This is a genomic window from Cryobacterium sp. (assembly GCF_026786305.1).
Taxonomy (GTDB): Bacteria; Actinomycetota; Actinomycetes; order Actinomycetales; family Microbacteriaceae; genus Cryobacterium.
The window spans coordinates 37,838-54,105 of the sequence record NZ_JAJAYI010000064.1; the positions used below are offsets into that span (position 1 = coordinate 37,838).

The following is a 16,268-nucleotide window of genomic DNA, read 5'->3' on the forward strand; positions in this document are numbered from 1 at the left end:
CACACTTCGAAGAAGTTAGGCTGAACGAATGTCCCCTTCCCGGCGCGTTCTTCTCCGACGGCGGCGACTCGCCGTCGTCAGTGTCCTTCTCGTGGTGGTGGGCGGAGTGGGTTATGTCGGCGCCACCAACCTGGCCCCTGTGCCGGCGAGCGCCGCAGCCCTCGTGCAGCCGGTCGCTCTGACCCAGCCGGTCGCCGCACCGACTTGGCCGGCCTTCGGCGAGAGCGCGTTCGGCGCGGTCGGTTTTCCCGGTGTCCTGGCCTCGAGCGGCCAGCAGGACACGGTGCCGATCGCGAGCATCACCAAAATGATCACCGCCCTCGTCATCCTCGATGCGAAGCCGATCGGCGCCGGTGAAACCGGGCCTGACATCACCTTCACCGCCGCCGACGTGGATATCTACTACGACGTGATCGCCGAAAACGGTTCGGTGGCTCCCGTCGTGTCCGGAATGGTGCTCACTCAGCGTCAGGCCTTTGAGGCAATGCTGCTGCCCTCGGCGAACAACTATGCGGCGTCCCTCGCGGTATGGGCGTACGGATCTGTGGACAACTATCTGGCGGCCGCGACAACCTGGCTAGCCGACAACGCCCTGACCCAGACCAGCGTCGCCGACACCAGCGGCCTATCAACGCTGAGCGTGAGCAGCCCAGCCGATCTCGTCGAGATCGGCAAACTCGTGGTCGGTCACCCGGCCCTGGCCGAAATCGTGGCCTTACCGTCCGCGGTCCTGCCTCTGATCGGCTCCATCACCAACACGAACAAGTTGCTCGGCCGAGATGGTGTTGACGGCATCAAGACGGGCACAACGGATGTCGCCGGTGCCTGTCTGTTGTTTTCGACCGATTTCACGGTCGGCACCAGCACGGTCACCCTCGTTGGCGTTGTACTCGGCGGCGCTACGCACTCCGAACTCAATTCTGCGATCTCCGCGCTGATCAAGAGCGTGCAGCCCGGCTTCCACGACGTCGTCCTGGCCGAGGAAGGTGCTGTGTTCGGCAGTTACACGACCCAGTGGGGTGACGTGAGCGACATTGTCGCCGAACGGGCGGCATCCGTTCTGGTCTGGTCGGACTCACCGATCACCGGCGCCGCGATGGCGGCCGAGGTACAGCTCGGCCGCGCCGGCGACGAGGTGGGCACGGTGTCCTTCACGATCGGCGCAGCAACTCCCACAACCGTGACGGTGCCGCTCGAACTGAAGCACAGCCTCACCGATCCGGGCCCGGCCTGGCGCATGGGGCACCCCGGCGAACTCGCCGCAGGCTGACCGCGCTCTCAACCGGCGCACCCGCTCAGACCGGCGGCAGGGCGAAAGGGCCGGCGTCGGGGCGTTTGGGCAGTACGTGGTCGCCGGACGACTGGTGACGCACCCGCCGCAGCACCCAGGGTACGAGGTATTCCCGCGCCCAAGCGAAGTCTTCGGTGCGAGCCTGACGCCAGCTGGTGCCGGGCATCGGCTCGGGTGCGCTCGGTTCGAGAGAATTCTTCACATTGAGGGTCGCCAGCACCATGCGCGCTACCGTATGGTGGCCGAGCGCGTTCAGGTGCAGTCGGTCCGGGGCCCACATGCGCGGGTCCTGGATCTCGGTCAGCTGCCACATATCGGCCACGATGCAGTCGTAGTTCGTGGCGATGGCCCGCAAGTTCTCGTTGTAGATCGCGACCTTGCCGCGAATGCTGCGAAAAACGGGGGAGAAGCCCACGTCGGCACCGGTGAACAAGACGATCGTGGCACCGTCCTGGCTCAACCGGGAAATTGCTTCCTCACAGCGGCTCGCAATGAAATCCGGGTCGGTACCGGGGCGAATCACGTCATTGCCGCCGGCCGAGATGGTGATGAGATCCGGGCGCAAGGCCAAGGCCGGCGCAATCTGTTCCTCGGCAATCTGCCGAATGAGTTTGCCTCGCACGGCAAGGTTGGCATAGGCAAAATCCTCGGTGCCGTCACTCAAGATTTCGGCGACTCGATCAGCCCAGCCCCGGTGTCCGCCGGGGCTCTGCTCCTCAGGATCGCCGATGCCCTCGGTAAACGAATCACCGAGCGCGACATAGCGCGACCATGGATGCTGTTGCTTTGTCATCAAACCATTCTGTCGGAACACCCCTCCCTGGTCGAACCCAGTGACGCACGCGAAGGCCGATGGGCTTTGGTAGATTTAGCAGAAGTGAATACTCCATCGGTTTTCGGTCCCGCACAGGGAACACGTGCAGCCGAACACCTGTCGCCGTCCTTCCCCGAACGTGCGGCCTGGGGTACCGCCGGTAAGCTGCGCGCCTGGCAGGCCGAGGCGCTAGAAGCCTATTTTGTGCACGAGCCACGCGACTTTCTGGCCGCGGCCACCCCCGGCGCCGGCAAGACCACCTTCGCCCTGCGCCTCGCCGCCGAACTGCGTTCTCGTCGCACCATCGACCGCATCACCGTCGTGGCCCCCACCGAGCATCTCAAGAACCAGTGGGCGGATGCGGCAGCACGCGCGGGCATCCGTCTCGATCCGATGTTCAAGAATGCCGACCGTAGCTACGGCAGCCACTATCACGGGATCGTCGTCACCTACGCTCAGGTGGCCGCTCGCGCTGCGCTGCACAAGCAGCTCACCGAGTCGAGCCGCACCCTCGTCATTCTCGATGAGATTCACCACGGGGGAGACGCCCTGAGTTGGGGCGACGCGATTCGCGAGGCCTTCGGACCGGCCACCCGTCGGCTGTCACTGACCGGTACCCCGTTCCGCTCCGACACCTCGCCGATTCCGTTTGTCAGCTATCTGCCCGACAAACATGGCATCCGCATGTCCCAGAGCGACTATGCCTACGGTTACGGCCGCGCCCTCTCTGACGGCGTCGTGCGCCCGGTGATGTTCATGGTGTACGCCGGGCATATGAAGTGGCGAACCCGGGCCGGTGACGAGATGGAAGCCAAGCTCGGCGAGGGTAACACCAAGGACATCACGAGCCAGGCCTGGCGCACCGCACTCGAACCGAGCGGGCAGTGGATTCCCGCCGTGCTGCGCGCCGCGAATTCCCGGCTGACCGAGGTGCGGCACGGCATTCCGGATGCCGGTGGTCTCGTCATTGCCACCGACCAGACCACTGCACGCGCCTACGCTGTCATTCTGGAGGACATCTGTGGTGAGCCGGTCACCATCGTGCTGTCCGATGAGAAAGAGGCGAGCGATCGCATCGACGAGTTCTCCAAGAACACCCGTCGTTGGATGGTCGCCGTGCGCATGGTGTCCGAGGGGGTTGATGTACCGCGCCTGGCCGTCGGCGTGTACGCGACGAGCGCGGCCACCCCGCTCTACTTCGCCCAGGCGATCGGCCGGTTCGTGCGGGCCCGCCGGCGTGGTGAGACGGCATCCATTTTTCTGCCGAACGTTCCCGGGCTGCTCAGCCTCGCCAACGCGCTCGAACTGGAACGTGACCACGCCCTCGACCGCAGCAACCGTGACGACGGCGACGACGGCATGTTCAACCCTGAAGACGCCATGGTCGCCGCGGCCAACAAAGAAGACAAAGCCTCCGACGACCTGGGCCAAGACGATTTCACCTGGCAGGCCCTCGAATCCCAGGCGACCTTCGACATGGTCATGTTCGACGGTGACGAATTCGGCGAGCTCGCCGAGCCGGGCACCGATGAGGAATTCGATTTCATCGGCATCCCGGGCCTGCTCGAGCCGGAACAGGTCTCGGAGCTGCTGCGGCAACGCCAATCTCGGCAGTCCAAGCGTTCCACCGACAAGCGAAAAGATCCGGTGACCGGTGAAATCGCCCCGCTCGATCCGCCGCCGCTCTACCGCACGCTCAAGGAACAGCGCACACTGCTGTCCAGCCTCGTGGGTATGTGGTCGAAACTCGCAAACGAACCACACGGCATGATCCACGCCGAACTGCGTCGGCTGTGCGGCGGCCCGGCCGTCGCCCAGGCCAGCGTCACCCAGCTGCAGATGCGCATCGACCTGCTCCGGCGCCGTCTCGGCCGCAGTTAGTTCGGTGACTGCGCCGACCAGCCAGGGGTCCCGGCTCCCACCGGCACACGGGCGACCAGCAGGGCGGTCAGAATGTCGTCCATGAGGTCATCGATGTGTTCCAGCCCGATGGAGATGCGCACGATGCCGGCGGCCGGGCGTGCGTCGGCAGCGACCGGCCGGTGCGTGAGCGAGGCCGGATGCTGCACGAGCGAATCGACCCCGCCGAGAGACACAGCATGGGTGATCAGGCGAAGCGTTTCGGTGAATCGCAGGGCCGCCGCATAGCTGCCGAAATCCAGTGCCAGGAGCGACCCGGCTCCGGAACACTGGCGCCCGATCAACCCCTGGGGGTCTTGGCCGGGCAGACCGGGGTAGAGCACTCGAACCAGCGCGGGGTGGCCAGCCAACCGCCTCGCCACCTCACCGGCTGTCTCCTGTTGAGCCCGCACCCGCACCGGCAGCGTGCGCAAACCACGATGCAGCAAGTAGGCACTGAACGGCGTCAGCAAGCCACCGGTGAGAGCGCGCACCTGGCGCAGGCGCACCATCCACTCCTTGGGGCCGGAGACAGTTCCGCCCATGGCGTCGCCGTGCCCGCCGAGAAACTTGGTCGCGCTGTGCAGCACCAGCGTGGCGCCCGATTGCAGCGGTTGCTGGAGGACCGGGGTCGCGAATGTGTTGTCCACCAACACCGGAACGTCGCCGGCGGCGTGCACCACCGCCCGAATGTCCGTCAGCTCGAGGGTCGGGTTGGCGGGCGTTTCCAGAATGACCAGGCCGGTATCCGAGCGGATGGCCGCAGTCAGGCCGGCGAGATCGGTCCAGGTCACCGTCGTGCCGAGTAGCCCGCTCGCCAGGACATGATCGGTTCCGCCGTACAGGGGGCGCAGGGCCGCGATATGGGGTTTGCCGGCGGTGACCGTCGCGATCAACGTTGCGGTGAGGGCGGCCATCCCGGTGGCGAAGGCCACCGTTCCCTCGGCCTGCTCCAACGCCGCGAGTGCACTTTCGAAGCGGGCGACTCCGGGCTGCCACAGGCGTTGATAGACCGCGGAATCCCCGGGGTTCGGGGTTCCTCCGGTCGCGAGATTCTCGTACGCCTCACCACCCGATTCGACGCCGCGCAGCGGATTAGTGGTCGATAGGTCGATACCGGGAACGTGAACGCCGGCCTCGGTGAGGCCGTCCATTCCGGCATGCACGGCAAGGGTTTCAATATGTGACAACGGTGGCAGCATGCCCCCACAGAAACAGATTCTGTGCTTGCGCGCAAGTGACACTGCAGACCCTTGCGAAACATCTCATCGAATCGCATAAACTCCTTGGTAACGAGGGAGTCACTTGATGGAATCGAAGAAGCCGGAACTTGACCGGGTTGACCGCGCCCTGCTGCGCGCCCTGTCGGTCAATGCCCGGGCCTCGGGGGCAGCCCTGGCGAGCGAAATCGGCGTCGCCGAGTCCACCGTGTCCCTGCGCCTGCGCCGGCTTCAGCAGCTCGGCCACATTCGTGGCTACCGCGCCAATATCGACCTGGCCGCGCTCGGCGCAAGCCTGCAGGCGCTCATATCGGTGCGTCTGGCCAAGCACGCTCGGGTGCAGATCGACGACTTCCGTAATGCTGCCCCGCACTGGCCCGGCGTGATCGGACTGTTCCACACCGCCGGTGCTGACGACTACCTGTTGCACGTGGCCGCAGCGGATGCGTCTCATCTGCGTGATTTTGTGCTGGAACACCTCGCGGAGCATCCCGCCGTCGCCCACACCGAGACGAATCTGATCTTTGAGTACGTCGACGGTGACGGGTGGCAAGATCTGGTGAAGTAGGTCGGCATCGGCCGGGCCAACAGTCGGTTGGTGTCGATGGTTTAAACAAGAACGCCTCCCGCCGAAGCGGGAGGCGTTCTTCGCAAGCTCTATTTAGAGGGCGCGGATGTTCTCGGCCTGAGGACCCTTGGGGCCCTGGGTTACCTCGAACTCGACCTTCTGGTTCTCATCGAGGGACTTGTAGCCATTCGACGCGATCGCGGAGTAGTGCGCGAAAACATCGGCGCTTCAGTCGTCGGGTGCGATAAAGCCGAAGCCCTTTTCAGCGTTGAACCATTTCACGGTACCTGTTGCCATTTGTAAAACTCCTCCAGGAGTGTTAGATCGGCCCCGACTGTCGGGACCGTTCGTCGCGGTATTCGTCGTCCGCTTCCGAAAGGAATGTGGCGCACCAGCTGCGATCCAGATGAATCACAATCAGTACGTTTAAGACGTGCAAGCACTACAACTTCGTATCCAACACTAGCCCACAAGTCTGGATTGTTTAGGAATTCCCGACCTTTTTGACACGAAAGCGTTACGTTTGCTGGAAAAAAATAGGTGAACTCCGGGTCTACCACTGCCCACTTCGCGCTCCATGAAATTTTCGAGAGCTGATGTAAATGAGTTATTCGGCTGTCACGAAGTCGATCAGGTGTTCCACTCGTCCCAGAAGTTGCGGTTCGAGATCCGCAAACGTGCGCACCTGCCCAAGAATGCGCTGCCACGCCCGGGCGATGTCAGCCTGCTCATCGTGCGGCCAGCCGAGCGCGTCGCAGATGCCGTGCTTCCATTCAATACTCCGCGGTATCTGGGGCCAGGCAGTGAGGCCCACCCGGGCAGGCTTCACCGATTGCCAGACGTCGATGAACGGATGCCCAACGACGAGCACGTTCGCTGCGAACGGCCCGAGTGCCACGGCGTCGGCAATGCGGCTCTCCTTGGATCCGGGGACGAGGTGGTCTACCAGTACCCCCACCCTGCGTCCCGTACCCGGACGAAATTCGCGGAGCATTTCGTCGAGGTTGTCGACTCCTTCGATGTATTCCACAACGACGCCCTCGATACGCAGGTCGGCGCCCCAAACCTTTTCAACCAGTTCGGCATCGTGCCGTCCCTCGACAAAAATGCGGCTGGCGCGGGCGACACGAGCGGGTGCGTTGGGTACGGCTGTCGACCCCGAGGCCGTGCGCGTCCGCCCCAGTGCCGCAGCCATCGTCGGAGCAACCAGGGTGACGGGACGGCCGTCGATCAGAAAACCGGAGCCGAGCGGAAACAGTCGCAGCGTGCCGTGCCGATCTTCCAGCGTGACGATTTTTTTTTCCACTCGTAGGACGGCACCGCAAAATCCGGTGGCGACTTCTTCGACGACCAGGTCACGAGTGGCTTCCTGCGTCGGAATCGTAATGCGGCCGGCCTCACGCCAACCGGGGGAGAGCACGTCTGCACTGTATCGATCGTCCATTGCATTGACGCTAGCGGAAGTCCTGCGACATGGTCTGCACGACCACGGTGCGTGGATCAAATTTATAGACCACCGCGTTGATCACTTCTTCCGGCGAGCGTTCGGGCACGCCGCGCACGATGAGAGCCGGGGATTCGCGGGCGATGCGCCGGAAGCGATTCCAGACACCGATCCCGCGATGACGTCGAGCGTTCCGGTCTCGTCATCCAGATTGATGAATGTCACTCCATTCGCGGTGGTGGGGCGCTGGCGGTGGGTGAGCACACCCCGCCTTCGATACAACGGCCGTTCTCCTGCCCGAGCCGGTCCCGCGTGTGCCGGATCGGGTGTTGGTTCTTCCTCGATCGTTGATGGTACTGAGTTGATGACACTGCGGAGTTGATGACACTGCGGCGTTGATGACACTGCGGCGTTGATGACACTGCGGAGTTGATGACATTGCGGCGTTGATGACACTGCGGAGCGCGACGGGCGTTGTGAGGCAGAGGATGGCAGGGTCGATGTCAGAGTGCGTCGGCATCATTATGGTCATCAGCAGCCAGCCCTGCCAGCGTCAGAGAATCCATTGGTTCCGCGGTTTGAAGTCCCCGCAGCAGGCCAATTCGCGCTTGGCACCGCGAGGGCTTTATGGTCTCAAGCCGAAATCCCGCGCGCAGGGAGCGCTCACTTCGGCGCAGATCCTCGAGTTGGAGGCGACGGTGAAGCTGGAACGCTCGGCGCGCACAGCGGATCAGATCCGCCGCATCATGGCCGACACTCTCGGGGATGCGTCGTCGGAATCAGTGTTACTGCGTCACTGTGGCACGCTGCACATTCCGACGGGGAACGGGGAGGTGTGCGGCCGGTTCGAAGCGGACTATCCGAACGAGCTCGGGGTGGGTGATGGCCTGCAAGCCCGCGGCGTTCCCGGAACTTTCTTACGTTAACAACGGCTCGCCGTTCGATCTGGCCGGGCCGATGACCGTCTCCGCCGGCAACGGTGTTCCCGCAGCCGAAGCGGTGCTGTTGGAGATCAAACGTCACGTTCACAGCAAAGCCGTCAACGCTGTCAAAGACGCTGATGCCCGCGCGGTACACGCGTCCTCGGTCGACGATTACCCGCTCTTTTCTGAGATTCGCCACAAGGCGGCCCTGAAGGTCCACTCGATCAGCTTCGACACGATGCCCACCCCGCCACTACCGGCGGCCACACCCGCTGCAGCCCGGACGGTCGTCTTCGAATGCGTATCGTCCGCCTGCTTTAAACCCATTACGGTTTCACGTGCACGCCATTCAGTCGTGATGGTCCGTCGCAGGCCCTGCACGCGCACCCGTCACAGTGGGAAGCGGTCGCCCGCATCGATTGGTGCGGAGCCAACGTCATCTCGGCGTGATCACCGGGGAGGTCGGCGCCGGCAAAACCGTCGCCATCGTCATCGAACATGACGAACAACACCGAAAGGTCACTGGCATGCGGACCGTCAATACGCGAGTGCAACAGCTCAGTGGCCTGATGTGCTCAGCAGTGTGCTGCCATCCAGAGTGGCCCTGCCAACGGCAGGGCGATGAGTTCCCGCTGTCACGTTCGACATCCATCACTATCGAACGCACGTGCCAGTAGGTCAAGAGCCTAAGGTCGCGAACGCGGGCCCCATAATCCCATCCACCGCATTGCTGCACCGGAAAATACGACGGTGAAACACAACCCGATATTCTAAAGGCATGTGTGGTCGATTTATCATTACCGATACAGCGCCCGATCTGGCTGCCATGTTCGATGTCGAACATGAGGGGGAAAACCTGCCGGAACCGTCGTGGAATATTCGGCCGACCGAGCAGATTCCGATCGTGCTCGAATCCGCGAGAACCGACCCGGCCGTCCGCCGGCTGGAATCGGCCCGCTGGTCATTGATCCCGTCGTTCGCGACGGAACCGACCTCGAAATTCTCTACCTTCAACGCTCGGGCCGAAACCGTTGCCGAGAAACCGACCTTTAAGGCATCCGTGCGGTCACGACGTGCCCTGGTTCCGGCAACAGGCTACTTCGAGTGGCACACCGAGGGCACGGTGAAGACTCCGTACTTCATCCACTCCGACGATGGCCTGCCGCTCGCCTTCGCAGGTTTGTATTCCTGGTGGAAGAATCCGGCCGCAGCCGATAACGATCCGGCCCGCTGGGTGCTGTCCGCCACCATTCTGACAACGGACGCCGTCGGTCCGCTGGCGCGGATTCACGACCGCACACCAGTCGCCCTGCCGGAGGAATGGTGGGACCAGTGGCTGGATCCGCGGACCGAGGGCGACCAACTACTGGTCGATTCAGCCGTGGTGGCCTCCCGCCAGGTCGTAGAGTCACTCAACTTCTATGAGGTCACCCCGGTAACAGGTAACGGCCCAGAACTGATCGAGCCGGTCAACAACGATTCGATGTAAATGCACCCGGCCCTAACCGGTACGCTCGAATCAGTACGATCAACTACGTACGCTCGAAGCAGTGACGTGACGAAATTCCGCGGGCGCTGCCGTGAAAGGATCACCCATGCACATTGTCGCCTTCATCGTCGCGTTTGCGATCTTCGTCTTCGGTTTCTGGCTGTTCGGCCTGGCCTTCTCTGCCACGTCCCTGATGGCGCCGATTTTCATCGGCGGAATCCTGTGCGTGTCCGTCGCCATGGCGATCCCGTTTCACCTGGTGCGCGACTAAGCCGAACCAGCCGGCCCCAAGGCCCCTCCAGCGCCCGTCACGTTTCACGCGGGCGGGCGGCTAGTGCAACAACCCAGCCACGAGGTTGATGAGCGTGGCCAGAATCACCGAGCCGAACGGAAACGACAGCAGCGCGTGGCGCAGCGTCGTCATCCGCAGCGAGTGATTTTGAATACTCGTGTCTGAGACCTGATAGGTCATACCGATTGTGAAGGCCAGGTAGGCAAAGTCGCTGTACCGCGGCGCTTCGGTCTGGTTGAAATCGATGCCGCCAGGGGAGTCGCTGTAATACAGCGACGCGTAGCGCAGAGTGAACAGGGTGTGCACGAGAACCCAGGACAGGGCAACGCTCGCAATGGCCACCCCGGCCAGCAGCCCGCGCTGCGACCCCGAGGTCGCGGGGGTGCCGAGCAGCAATACGACGATCGCACCCAGGCTTGCAAGCCCGGCGAAAAGAATGAGAAATTCCGAGGCGCCCCGCGACGGATCTTCGCGGATCGCGTGACTGGCCGTCGAGTCCGCATCCTGACGGCCGATGACGATCCAGACCCAGCCGATGTAGGTCACGCAGGCGGCCGCCCAACCGAGGATCACCGCGAGGGCCCAGTCACCCGGTAGCCCTGCCGCCACACCCACGACTATCCCGACCACGAGCATGACGACGAGCCGGGTGCTGTACCGGTGCAGGTGTGCAAGTGGAATGGTCACAGGCCGATCGTGGCACACAATGGTCCGGTCAACCGCAGCAGGAACCGTCGGCCCGGTAACAGAATCGCGCGGTAATGTTGATGTCCAATCGATTTCGCACCGATTACCCGAACACGGAAAGGTCCCGCCCAGGATGCAAGACAGCCCGGCCGCATCCACCCCCTACGAGGTTCTTGGCGTGAGTCCAACCGCGACCGACGATGAGCTGCGTCGCGCTTACCGGTTGCTCTTGCGCCAAACCCACCCTGATGTCGGCGGCACCGCGACCGAATTTCACGCCGTGCAGCTCGCTTGGGAGCGCATTGGCAGCCCCGAAAGTCGGGCCGCCTACGATCATCGACGCTTTGATAACCCCGAGCAGACTGCCCCAGGGGATGCCTACGCCGCCCCCTCCGCCAGCGGCCCGGCCACGAAATCCAGCCTGAAAACCCGCATGCACGGTCACCCTGGCGGCCAGGCGAGGCTGAGATACCTCGATTTAGTGCGCGAATGGGCCGGCCGCGGTACGGTCATCGACGACCCGTACGCCCCCGCCCTCATCCGCAGCGCCCCGCGACTCGTGCGCCACTGCCTCGCCAAGGCTTTCGCCGAAGAGGCCACCGCCCAGCTCGTGGCGAACCTCGGCATCGGTTTCACCGCCTGGCATGACGTTGACACCGGCGGCCAGACCGACAAAATCGACCACATCGTTCTCGGCCCGGCTGGACTGTTCGGCATTCTCTCCGAGGACTGGGGCGGCCCGGTTCAGCTGCTCCGCGGGGAGCTGGTCGGCGACGAGCTGCCCGAGGAGGACCGACCGATCCGCCAGTTCGACGACGCCGCCCGAATGATCACCCGGGCCTTCAAGGTGCGCTTCACCGCGCTCATCGTCGTACTACCCGACCGGGCGCTCGACGCCCCCGTGTCGCTGCCCAAACGCGGTCGGCGACCGATGATCATCGTCATCCCGCGGTCACGCCTCGTCGGAGTGCTGCGCGACGGATTGGCCGGCATGGAACGCGGCAGCTTCGAGAAGGTCTTCGAGCTGCGCAGCACCCTCCAGAACGGCATCCGCTTCGTCAACACCTAAACGGTCAGTCGGGCAGCGCCAGTTTCTCGACCCAATAGTGCAGGAACGTAGCCCCGGCCTCATCGTGAATCTGGTCGCCGATCACGATGACCGGGTACGGTCGGTCCAGAATTCCATCAGACGGCCGCACGTCCACATGAGACACGTCGTAGCCGGCTTCATGCAGGTGGTCAGCCATACGGTAGTCGCTGCGGGAATCGCCCACCGAACGCCACAGCCGGGGCAGCGGACCGCTCTGCGCGAAGTAGGCGAGCGCGCGTTTCGCGGCATGGTCCTTATCGAGCGTGACCGATTCAATATCGGTCGAGATGATCGTGGCATCCAACCGAAACGGAATCTCGCCCCACCTATCGGTAGCCTCCTGATCGTCGAAGCGAACGCCGAGCCCGTGTTTGACCAGGATGGCGAATGCGGCGGCGTTGAATTCGGGTTGGCGGGCGAGAAAGTCCTCATGGCTGACGTCGGTGCGCTGCTCGACCGAGATCATTGCCTGCTTGGTCTCGTCGAAGAACATTTCGTTCGCAAACGACTCCGTGACCACCTTGCGCACCTCCTCGATGACAGCCGTCGGCAGGGCGACGGCCCGGTCGACCATCACCTCACCCATTCCGCCCGGCCCGATCGGAAACCACACCGCGCCCTTCTCACAGACGCCGTACATGCGAAAGGTCTCGGGAAGCCCGACCGCCACGAGCGGGGCAACGACCTGCTCGCGAATGAAGTCGGCTGACCGTCCGGTGATGAAGGCGATCGGCACGTGTCCGGCCGCGAGGGTGATCAGGTCGCTCAGAATGCTTGGCGTAGCAATAGTGCGAGTGACCGGGCTGGCAAGCGGACCGTCAACGTCGAGGAGCAGTCCGAGCGGGGACACAGGCGTAGGCATTTCGCTATTGTCCCATAACGGTCGGCGCCGAATCAGGCGGTGACGGCCAGCGGAGGCTACGGCCAACTACGCAAACGCCTATCGTTGTCTGAGATGATTACGCGACGAGAAGCAGCACTACGCCTGGACATTCCGCTGGAAATGGCGGCACGCCACGGAATTCCCTCGCGCCTCAGCGAGGGACAGCTCGCCAAACTCGAGGCGGAACCGCCGGTCTGGCTGGTGCAGTCGCGCGCTAATCGCACCGGTACGAAGCCCGTCTGGGTTCAGCTCACCTGCACGATCTGTGGCTATACCGAAGCCGTCCGCCCGAAAAAGTGGTGGCCGAAGTTCACCTATATCAGTTGCTCAAATCATGGCTTCGACGAGCTGCCCGAGCCGGCCGCCGGTTTCGGCCGCACCGAGTGCGACGGCATCGGCAGCCAGTTCATCGGCATCACCGACGAGGGTACAGTCCAGAGCGCACCCGCCTGACGACCGTTGCGGTACCTGAAAATACACTGATCTCGCAGCTGGCGAGCACCCTGGGGGCGTACGATCACAGTATGAATCTGACTGCAAGAGGTCGTTGAACATGTCTCATAATTCTGTGAAATGGCTTCCCGCCTTCCTCGTACCGGCGGTCGTCGTCGCCGCGGTGATCGCCGTGCCTCTTCAGGCCGGCGCCGCCGTCGATCTGCCCGACAAAACACCCGAGCAGGTTCTCCTCCTGGTGAACGACAGCACCGTGTCGACCTTCTCCGGAACGGTCGTTCAATCCTCTGATCTCGGACTCCCCCCACTGGACGTCAGCCCGGGTATGACTGAATCTATGCAAAAATCCATGACGGAAGGTGCGCCGAAAGGCACGACCGACGGCGCGACCGCGGTGTCGTCCACCGGCGCGCTGACCACGGCACTCGACTTGCTCAGTGGCTCCCACGAGTTTCGAGTGTTTATCGGCGGCCAGGACCAGTCCCGCGTGCAGGTCAAGGACCGCCTGGCTGAACGCGACGTCGTGCATAACGGCAGCGATGTCTGGCTGTACGACTCAAGCAGCAACGCGGCGAACCATCTGAGCCTTCCGACCGATCTCGCCGCTAGCGCCCAAGCGAAATTCACCGAGCTGGAATCGCAACTGCCCACTGACCTTTCAACGCCTTCCCAGCTCGCCGAACGCTTCCTGAGCGAACTCGACCCGAGCACGACGGTGTCGGTCGGGACCGACGCCCGGGTTGCCGGGCGCAGCGTGTACCAGTTGGTGCTGAAACCGAAAACGGCTGACACTCTCGTCGCATCCGTTTCTATCGCTGTCGACTCCGAGACCGGCCTGCCCCTGCAGGTGACCGTGCTTGCGGAGGGCCAGAGCGCGCCGGCTCTGCAGGTTGGCTTTACCGCCATCAACTTCGCAGCTCCGAACACCGACCTGTTTGACTTCGTGCCGCCCGCCGGCGCCACGGTGACGGAGCAAGCCCTTCCGGCGATGCCCGACGGCGCTACCGCTGATCACGCGGGCGGCCGCAGCACGGCAGCGGGTGAGGTTCCGGTCGTCACGGGAACCGGTTGGTCCAGCATCGTCGAGGTGCCCGCGGCCGCCGTACCAGCCGAACTGAGCAAGAACCTCATGGTCGAACAGGTCACCACGGCTGTCGGCGGCGGTCGGGCCCTGACAACGTCCCTCGTGACGGTCTTCTTGGCCACCGACGGTCGCGTTTTCGCCGGCGCTGTTCCGCTCGCCAGGCTCCAGGCAGCCGCCGAGTGATCTCTATCGCAGTGCGTCGCGCCACACTGTGACCGGTCAACCCCCGGCTCTCGACCTCGCAATCGAGACCCGGGGTCTGACGAAGCGGTTTGGCACGCAGACCGCAGTGAACGGCATTGACCTTGCGGTTCCCCGCGGATCGGTCTTTGGCTTTCTGGGTCCAAACGGTTCGGGCAAGACCACGAGCATTCGCATGCTGCTGGCACTCACCCAGGCAACGAGCGGCACCATCGCCGTACTCGGCCAGAGCATGCCAACCCGACTGCATGAGGTGCTGCCCCACGTGGGTGCCCTCGTCGAAGGCCCGGCGTTCTATCCCTTTCTCTCAGGTTTGGCGAACCTCTGGCGGCTCGACACCGCTGATCGGCATGCACCGAGCGGTACCCGCCGGGCACGGGTGCAGCTAGCCCTGGAGCGGGTGGGCCTCTCCCATGCGGCCGACAAGAAAGTGCACGCGTATTCGCTCGGAATGAAGCAGCGACTCGGCCTAGCCAACGCCCTGCTGCTGCCGCGGGAGCTGCTCATACTCGATGAGCCCACGAACGGCCTCGACCCCCAGGGCACCCGGGAGGTGCGCAGCCTCGTGCGCTCCCTGGCCGCCGAGGGAACGACCGTGTTCGTCTCCAGCCATCTGCTCGCCGAGGTCGAGCAGATGTGCACGCACGCCGCCGTGATGAGCGTCGGTAGCATCGTCGCCCAGGGCACGTTGGCCGCGCTGCGGCAGGTCGGTGAGACCCGGGTCCTCGTGCGCACACCGGACGCCGCAGGCGCCATGCGCGTGCTCACCCATCTCGGGCTGGAGCCGGCACGCAGGGCGATCGATGCTGCTGACCCGGTCGTCGTCGCGCCGCTCATCAGCACCCGCTGGCAGCCGGAGGCCATCGTGACGGCCCTCGTGGCCGGTGGGGTGCGCATTCGCGGTTTCGCCATCGAAGAGCCGAGCTTGGAAGAACGTTTCGTCGCACTGACCGGGGAGGGTTTTGATGTCGTCCAGTGAAGTTCTGCCCTCGGTGCCGGGCAGCGTGAACCCCGCGCGCCGCGGAGGAGGATGGGACCTGCTCGGTTCCGAGATTTCGGTGCTATTTCGCCGCCGACGTACCTGGGCCATGCTGGTCGCCGTCGCGCTCATCCCGATCCTGCTCGCCGTTGCGGTGCGTTTGTCGTCGTCGACGCTCGCGCCGGGGGAGGGCCCGCCATTTCTTGACCGAGTGACACAGAATGGTCTATTTGTCGGCTTCACCGCGATGGTCGTCGCCATCCCGCTGTTTCTGCCACTCACCATCGGTGTGGTCGCCGGAGACACCATTGCCGGGGAAGCCGGCCTCGGTACTCTACGCTACCTTCTGGTGGCACCAGCCGGCCGGGTGCGGCTGCTGCTGGTCAAGTACGTCGGTGCCGCCCTGTTCTGCCTGGTGGCAACGTTGACTCTTACGGTGTCCGGAGCGCTCATCGGCGCCGCCCTTTTCCCGGTCGGCCCGGTCACCCTGCTGTCTGGCGACACCATCAGTGTGACCGAGTCCCTGTTACGCTCACTGCTGGTGGCCGCCTATGTCACCGTGTCTCTGCTGGGCCTGTCCATGATTGGGCTCTTCATCTCCACGCTCACCGATGTTCCCGTCGGGGCGATGGCGGCGACAATCGTGGTGTCGGTAGTAGCGCAGATCCTCGACGTCATTCCGCAACTGTCGTGGCTACACCCGTGGCTGTTCAGCCATTACTGGCTCGGATTTGCCGACCTGCTGCGGCAGCCCCTCGATCTGGGCTCGTTTGGCCAGAACGCGATCGTTCAGCTCTGCTACCTGGCCGTTTTCGGTGCCTTGGCCTACAGCAGGTTCGTGACCAAGGATATTTTGTCCTGAAATCATTACCCGGCCAATGGTGCCGTCACTATCGAATCGGATTAACGAGACAGGGCCGGATCCCTGGGATCCGGCCCTGTGAACTGTCT

Annotated in this window: 16 protein-coding genes and 1 pseudogene; 11 read left to right on the forward strand and 6 right to left on the reverse strand. The window is 63.8% G+C overall.

Annotated elements, in window-relative coordinates:
* Window positions 1-28: 28 nt before the first annotated feature.
* Window positions 29-1,270, forward strand: a complete 1,242-nt coding sequence (locus LH475_RS06895) for a D-alanyl-D-alanine carboxypeptidase (RefSeq protein ID WP_196844319.1) — start codon at window positions 29-31, stop codon at window positions 1,268-1,270.
* A 25-nt stretch (window positions 1,271-1,295) separates the two neighbouring features.
* Here the strand turns inward: LH475_RS06895 and LH475_RS06900 are convergent, their stop codons facing one another.
* Window positions 1,296-2,084: an SGNH/GDSL hydrolase family protein gene (locus LH475_RS06900; protein ID WP_196844320.1), complete on the reverse strand. Its 789-nt coding sequence runs from the start codon at window positions 2,082-2,084 to the stop codon at window positions 1,296-1,298.
* 84 nt (window positions 2,085-2,168) lie between these two features.
* Between LH475_RS06900 and LH475_RS06905 the strand changes: the two genes are divergently transcribed.
* Complete coding sequence (locus LH475_RS06905; RefSeq protein WP_297413168.1) at window positions 2,169-3,986, forward strand: DEAD/DEAH box helicase; 1,818 nt, start codon at window positions 2,169-2,171, stop codon at window positions 3,984-3,986.
* Here LH475_RS06905 and LH475_RS06910 read toward each other — a convergent pair.
* Window positions 3,983-5,206: a PLP-dependent aspartate aminotransferase family protein gene (locus tag LH475_RS06910; RefSeq protein WP_196844322.1), complete on the reverse strand. Its 1,224-nt coding sequence runs from the start codon at window positions 5,204-5,206 to the stop codon at window positions 3,983-3,985. The two genes, LH475_RS06905 and LH475_RS06910, sit on opposite strands and share 4 nt — an antisense overlap.
* Before the next feature lie 106 nt (window positions 5,207-5,312).
* Between LH475_RS06910 and LH475_RS06915 the strand changes: the two genes are divergently transcribed.
* Entirely contained in the window at window positions 5,313-5,792 is a 480-nt protein-coding gene (locus LH475_RS06915) for an Lrp/AsnC family transcriptional regulator (protein ID WP_092107921.1), read from the forward strand.
* A 93-nt stretch (window positions 5,793-5,885) separates the two neighbouring features.
* Here LH475_RS06915 and LH475_RS06920 read toward each other — a convergent pair.
* Together LH475_RS06920 and LH475_RS06925 are read right to left on the reverse strand one after the other, a co-directional pair.
* Window positions 5,886-6,089: pseudogene (locus tag LH475_RS06920) on the reverse strand (cold-shock protein).
* A 310-nt stretch (window positions 6,090-6,399) separates the two neighbouring features.
* Window positions 6,400-7,236 carry a DUF3097 domain-containing protein gene (locus LH475_RS06925; RefSeq protein WP_196844323.1) on the reverse strand — a complete coding sequence of 279 codons (837 nt, stop codon included), beginning with the start codon at window positions 7,234-7,236 and terminating at the stop codon, window positions 6,400-6,402.
* 500 nt (window positions 7,237-7,736) lie between these two features.
* Between LH475_RS06925 and LH475_RS06930 the strand changes: the two genes are divergently transcribed.
* The 3 genes from LH475_RS06930 to LH475_RS06940 all read left to right on the forward strand — a co-directional run bounded on the left by LH475_RS06930 (window position 7,737) and on the right by LH475_RS06940 (window position 9,919).
* Window positions 7,737-8,162, forward strand: a complete 426-nt coding sequence (locus LH475_RS06930) for a hypothetical protein (protein WP_196844324.1) — start codon at window positions 7,737-7,739, stop codon at window positions 8,160-8,162.
* A 775-nt stretch (window positions 8,163-8,937) separates the two neighbouring features.
* Complete coding sequence (locus tag LH475_RS06935) at window positions 8,938-9,648, forward strand: SOS response-associated peptidase (RefSeq protein ID WP_196844326.1); 711 nt, start codon at window positions 8,938-8,940, stop codon at window positions 9,646-9,648.
* Between the two features lie 106 nt (window positions 9,649-9,754).
* Window positions 9,755-9,919 (forward strand): hypothetical protein, encoded by a 165-nt coding sequence (locus LH475_RS06940; RefSeq protein ID WP_196844327.1) that lies wholly within the window; start codon window positions 9,755-9,757, stop codon window positions 9,917-9,919.
* A gap of 60 nt (window positions 9,920-9,979) precedes the next feature.
* On the opposite strand, the gene LH475_RS06945 is transcribed toward LH475_RS06940, so the two are convergent.
* The gene (locus LH475_RS06945; protein WP_297413169.1) at window positions 9,980-10,627 is read right to left on the reverse strand and encodes a DUF1345 domain-containing protein; all 648 of its coding nucleotides are present in this window, start codon (window positions 10,625-10,627) and stop codon (window positions 9,980-9,982) included.
* A 133-nt stretch (window positions 10,628-10,760) separates the two neighbouring features.
* Here LH475_RS06945 and LH475_RS06950 point away from each other — a divergent pair, with 133 nt between their 5' ends.
* The gene (locus LH475_RS06950) at window positions 10,761-11,696 is read left to right on the forward strand and encodes a DnaJ domain-containing protein (RefSeq protein ID WP_196844328.1); all 936 of its coding nucleotides are present in this window, start codon (window positions 10,761-10,763) and stop codon (window positions 11,694-11,696) included.
* Between the two features lie 4 nt (window positions 11,697-11,700).
* On the opposite strand, the gene LH475_RS06955 is transcribed toward LH475_RS06950, so the two are convergent.
* Window positions 11,701-12,579, reverse strand: coding sequence for a hypothetical protein (locus LH475_RS06955; protein WP_297413170.1), 879 nt, complete (start codon window positions 12,577-12,579; stop codon window positions 11,701-11,703).
* A 93-nt stretch (window positions 12,580-12,672) separates the two neighbouring features.
* On the opposite strand from LH475_RS06955, the gene LH475_RS06960 reads away from it, so the two are divergent.
* The 4 genes from LH475_RS06960 (at window position 12,673) to LH475_RS06975 (ending at window position 16,179) form a co-directional block, all read left to right on the forward strand.
* Window positions 12,673-13,053 carry a hypothetical protein gene (locus LH475_RS06960; protein ID WP_196844329.1) on the forward strand — a complete coding sequence of 127 codons (381 nt, stop codon included), beginning with the start codon at window positions 12,673-12,675 and terminating at the stop codon, window positions 13,051-13,053.
* Window positions 13,054-13,153: 100 nt separating this feature from the next.
* A complete protein-coding gene (locus tag LH475_RS06965; RefSeq protein WP_297413171.1) occupies window positions 13,154-14,320 on the forward strand; it encodes a sigma-E factor regulatory protein RseB domain-containing protein in 1,167 nt (388 codons plus the stop codon).
* A gap of 28 nt (window positions 14,321-14,348) precedes the next feature.
* Window positions 14,349-15,317, forward strand: a complete 969-nt coding sequence (locus tag LH475_RS06970) for an ATP-binding cassette domain-containing protein (protein ID WP_297413172.1) — start codon at window positions 14,349-14,351, stop codon at window positions 15,315-15,317.
* The gene (locus LH475_RS06975; protein ID WP_196844332.1) at window positions 15,304-16,179 is read left to right on the forward strand and encodes an ABC transporter permease; all 876 of its coding nucleotides are present in this window, start codon (window positions 15,304-15,306) and stop codon (window positions 16,177-16,179) included. The genes LH475_RS06970 and LH475_RS06975 overlap by 14 nt, the downstream gene beginning before the upstream one ends.
* The last annotated feature ends 89 nt before the right edge of the window (window positions 16,180-16,268 follow it).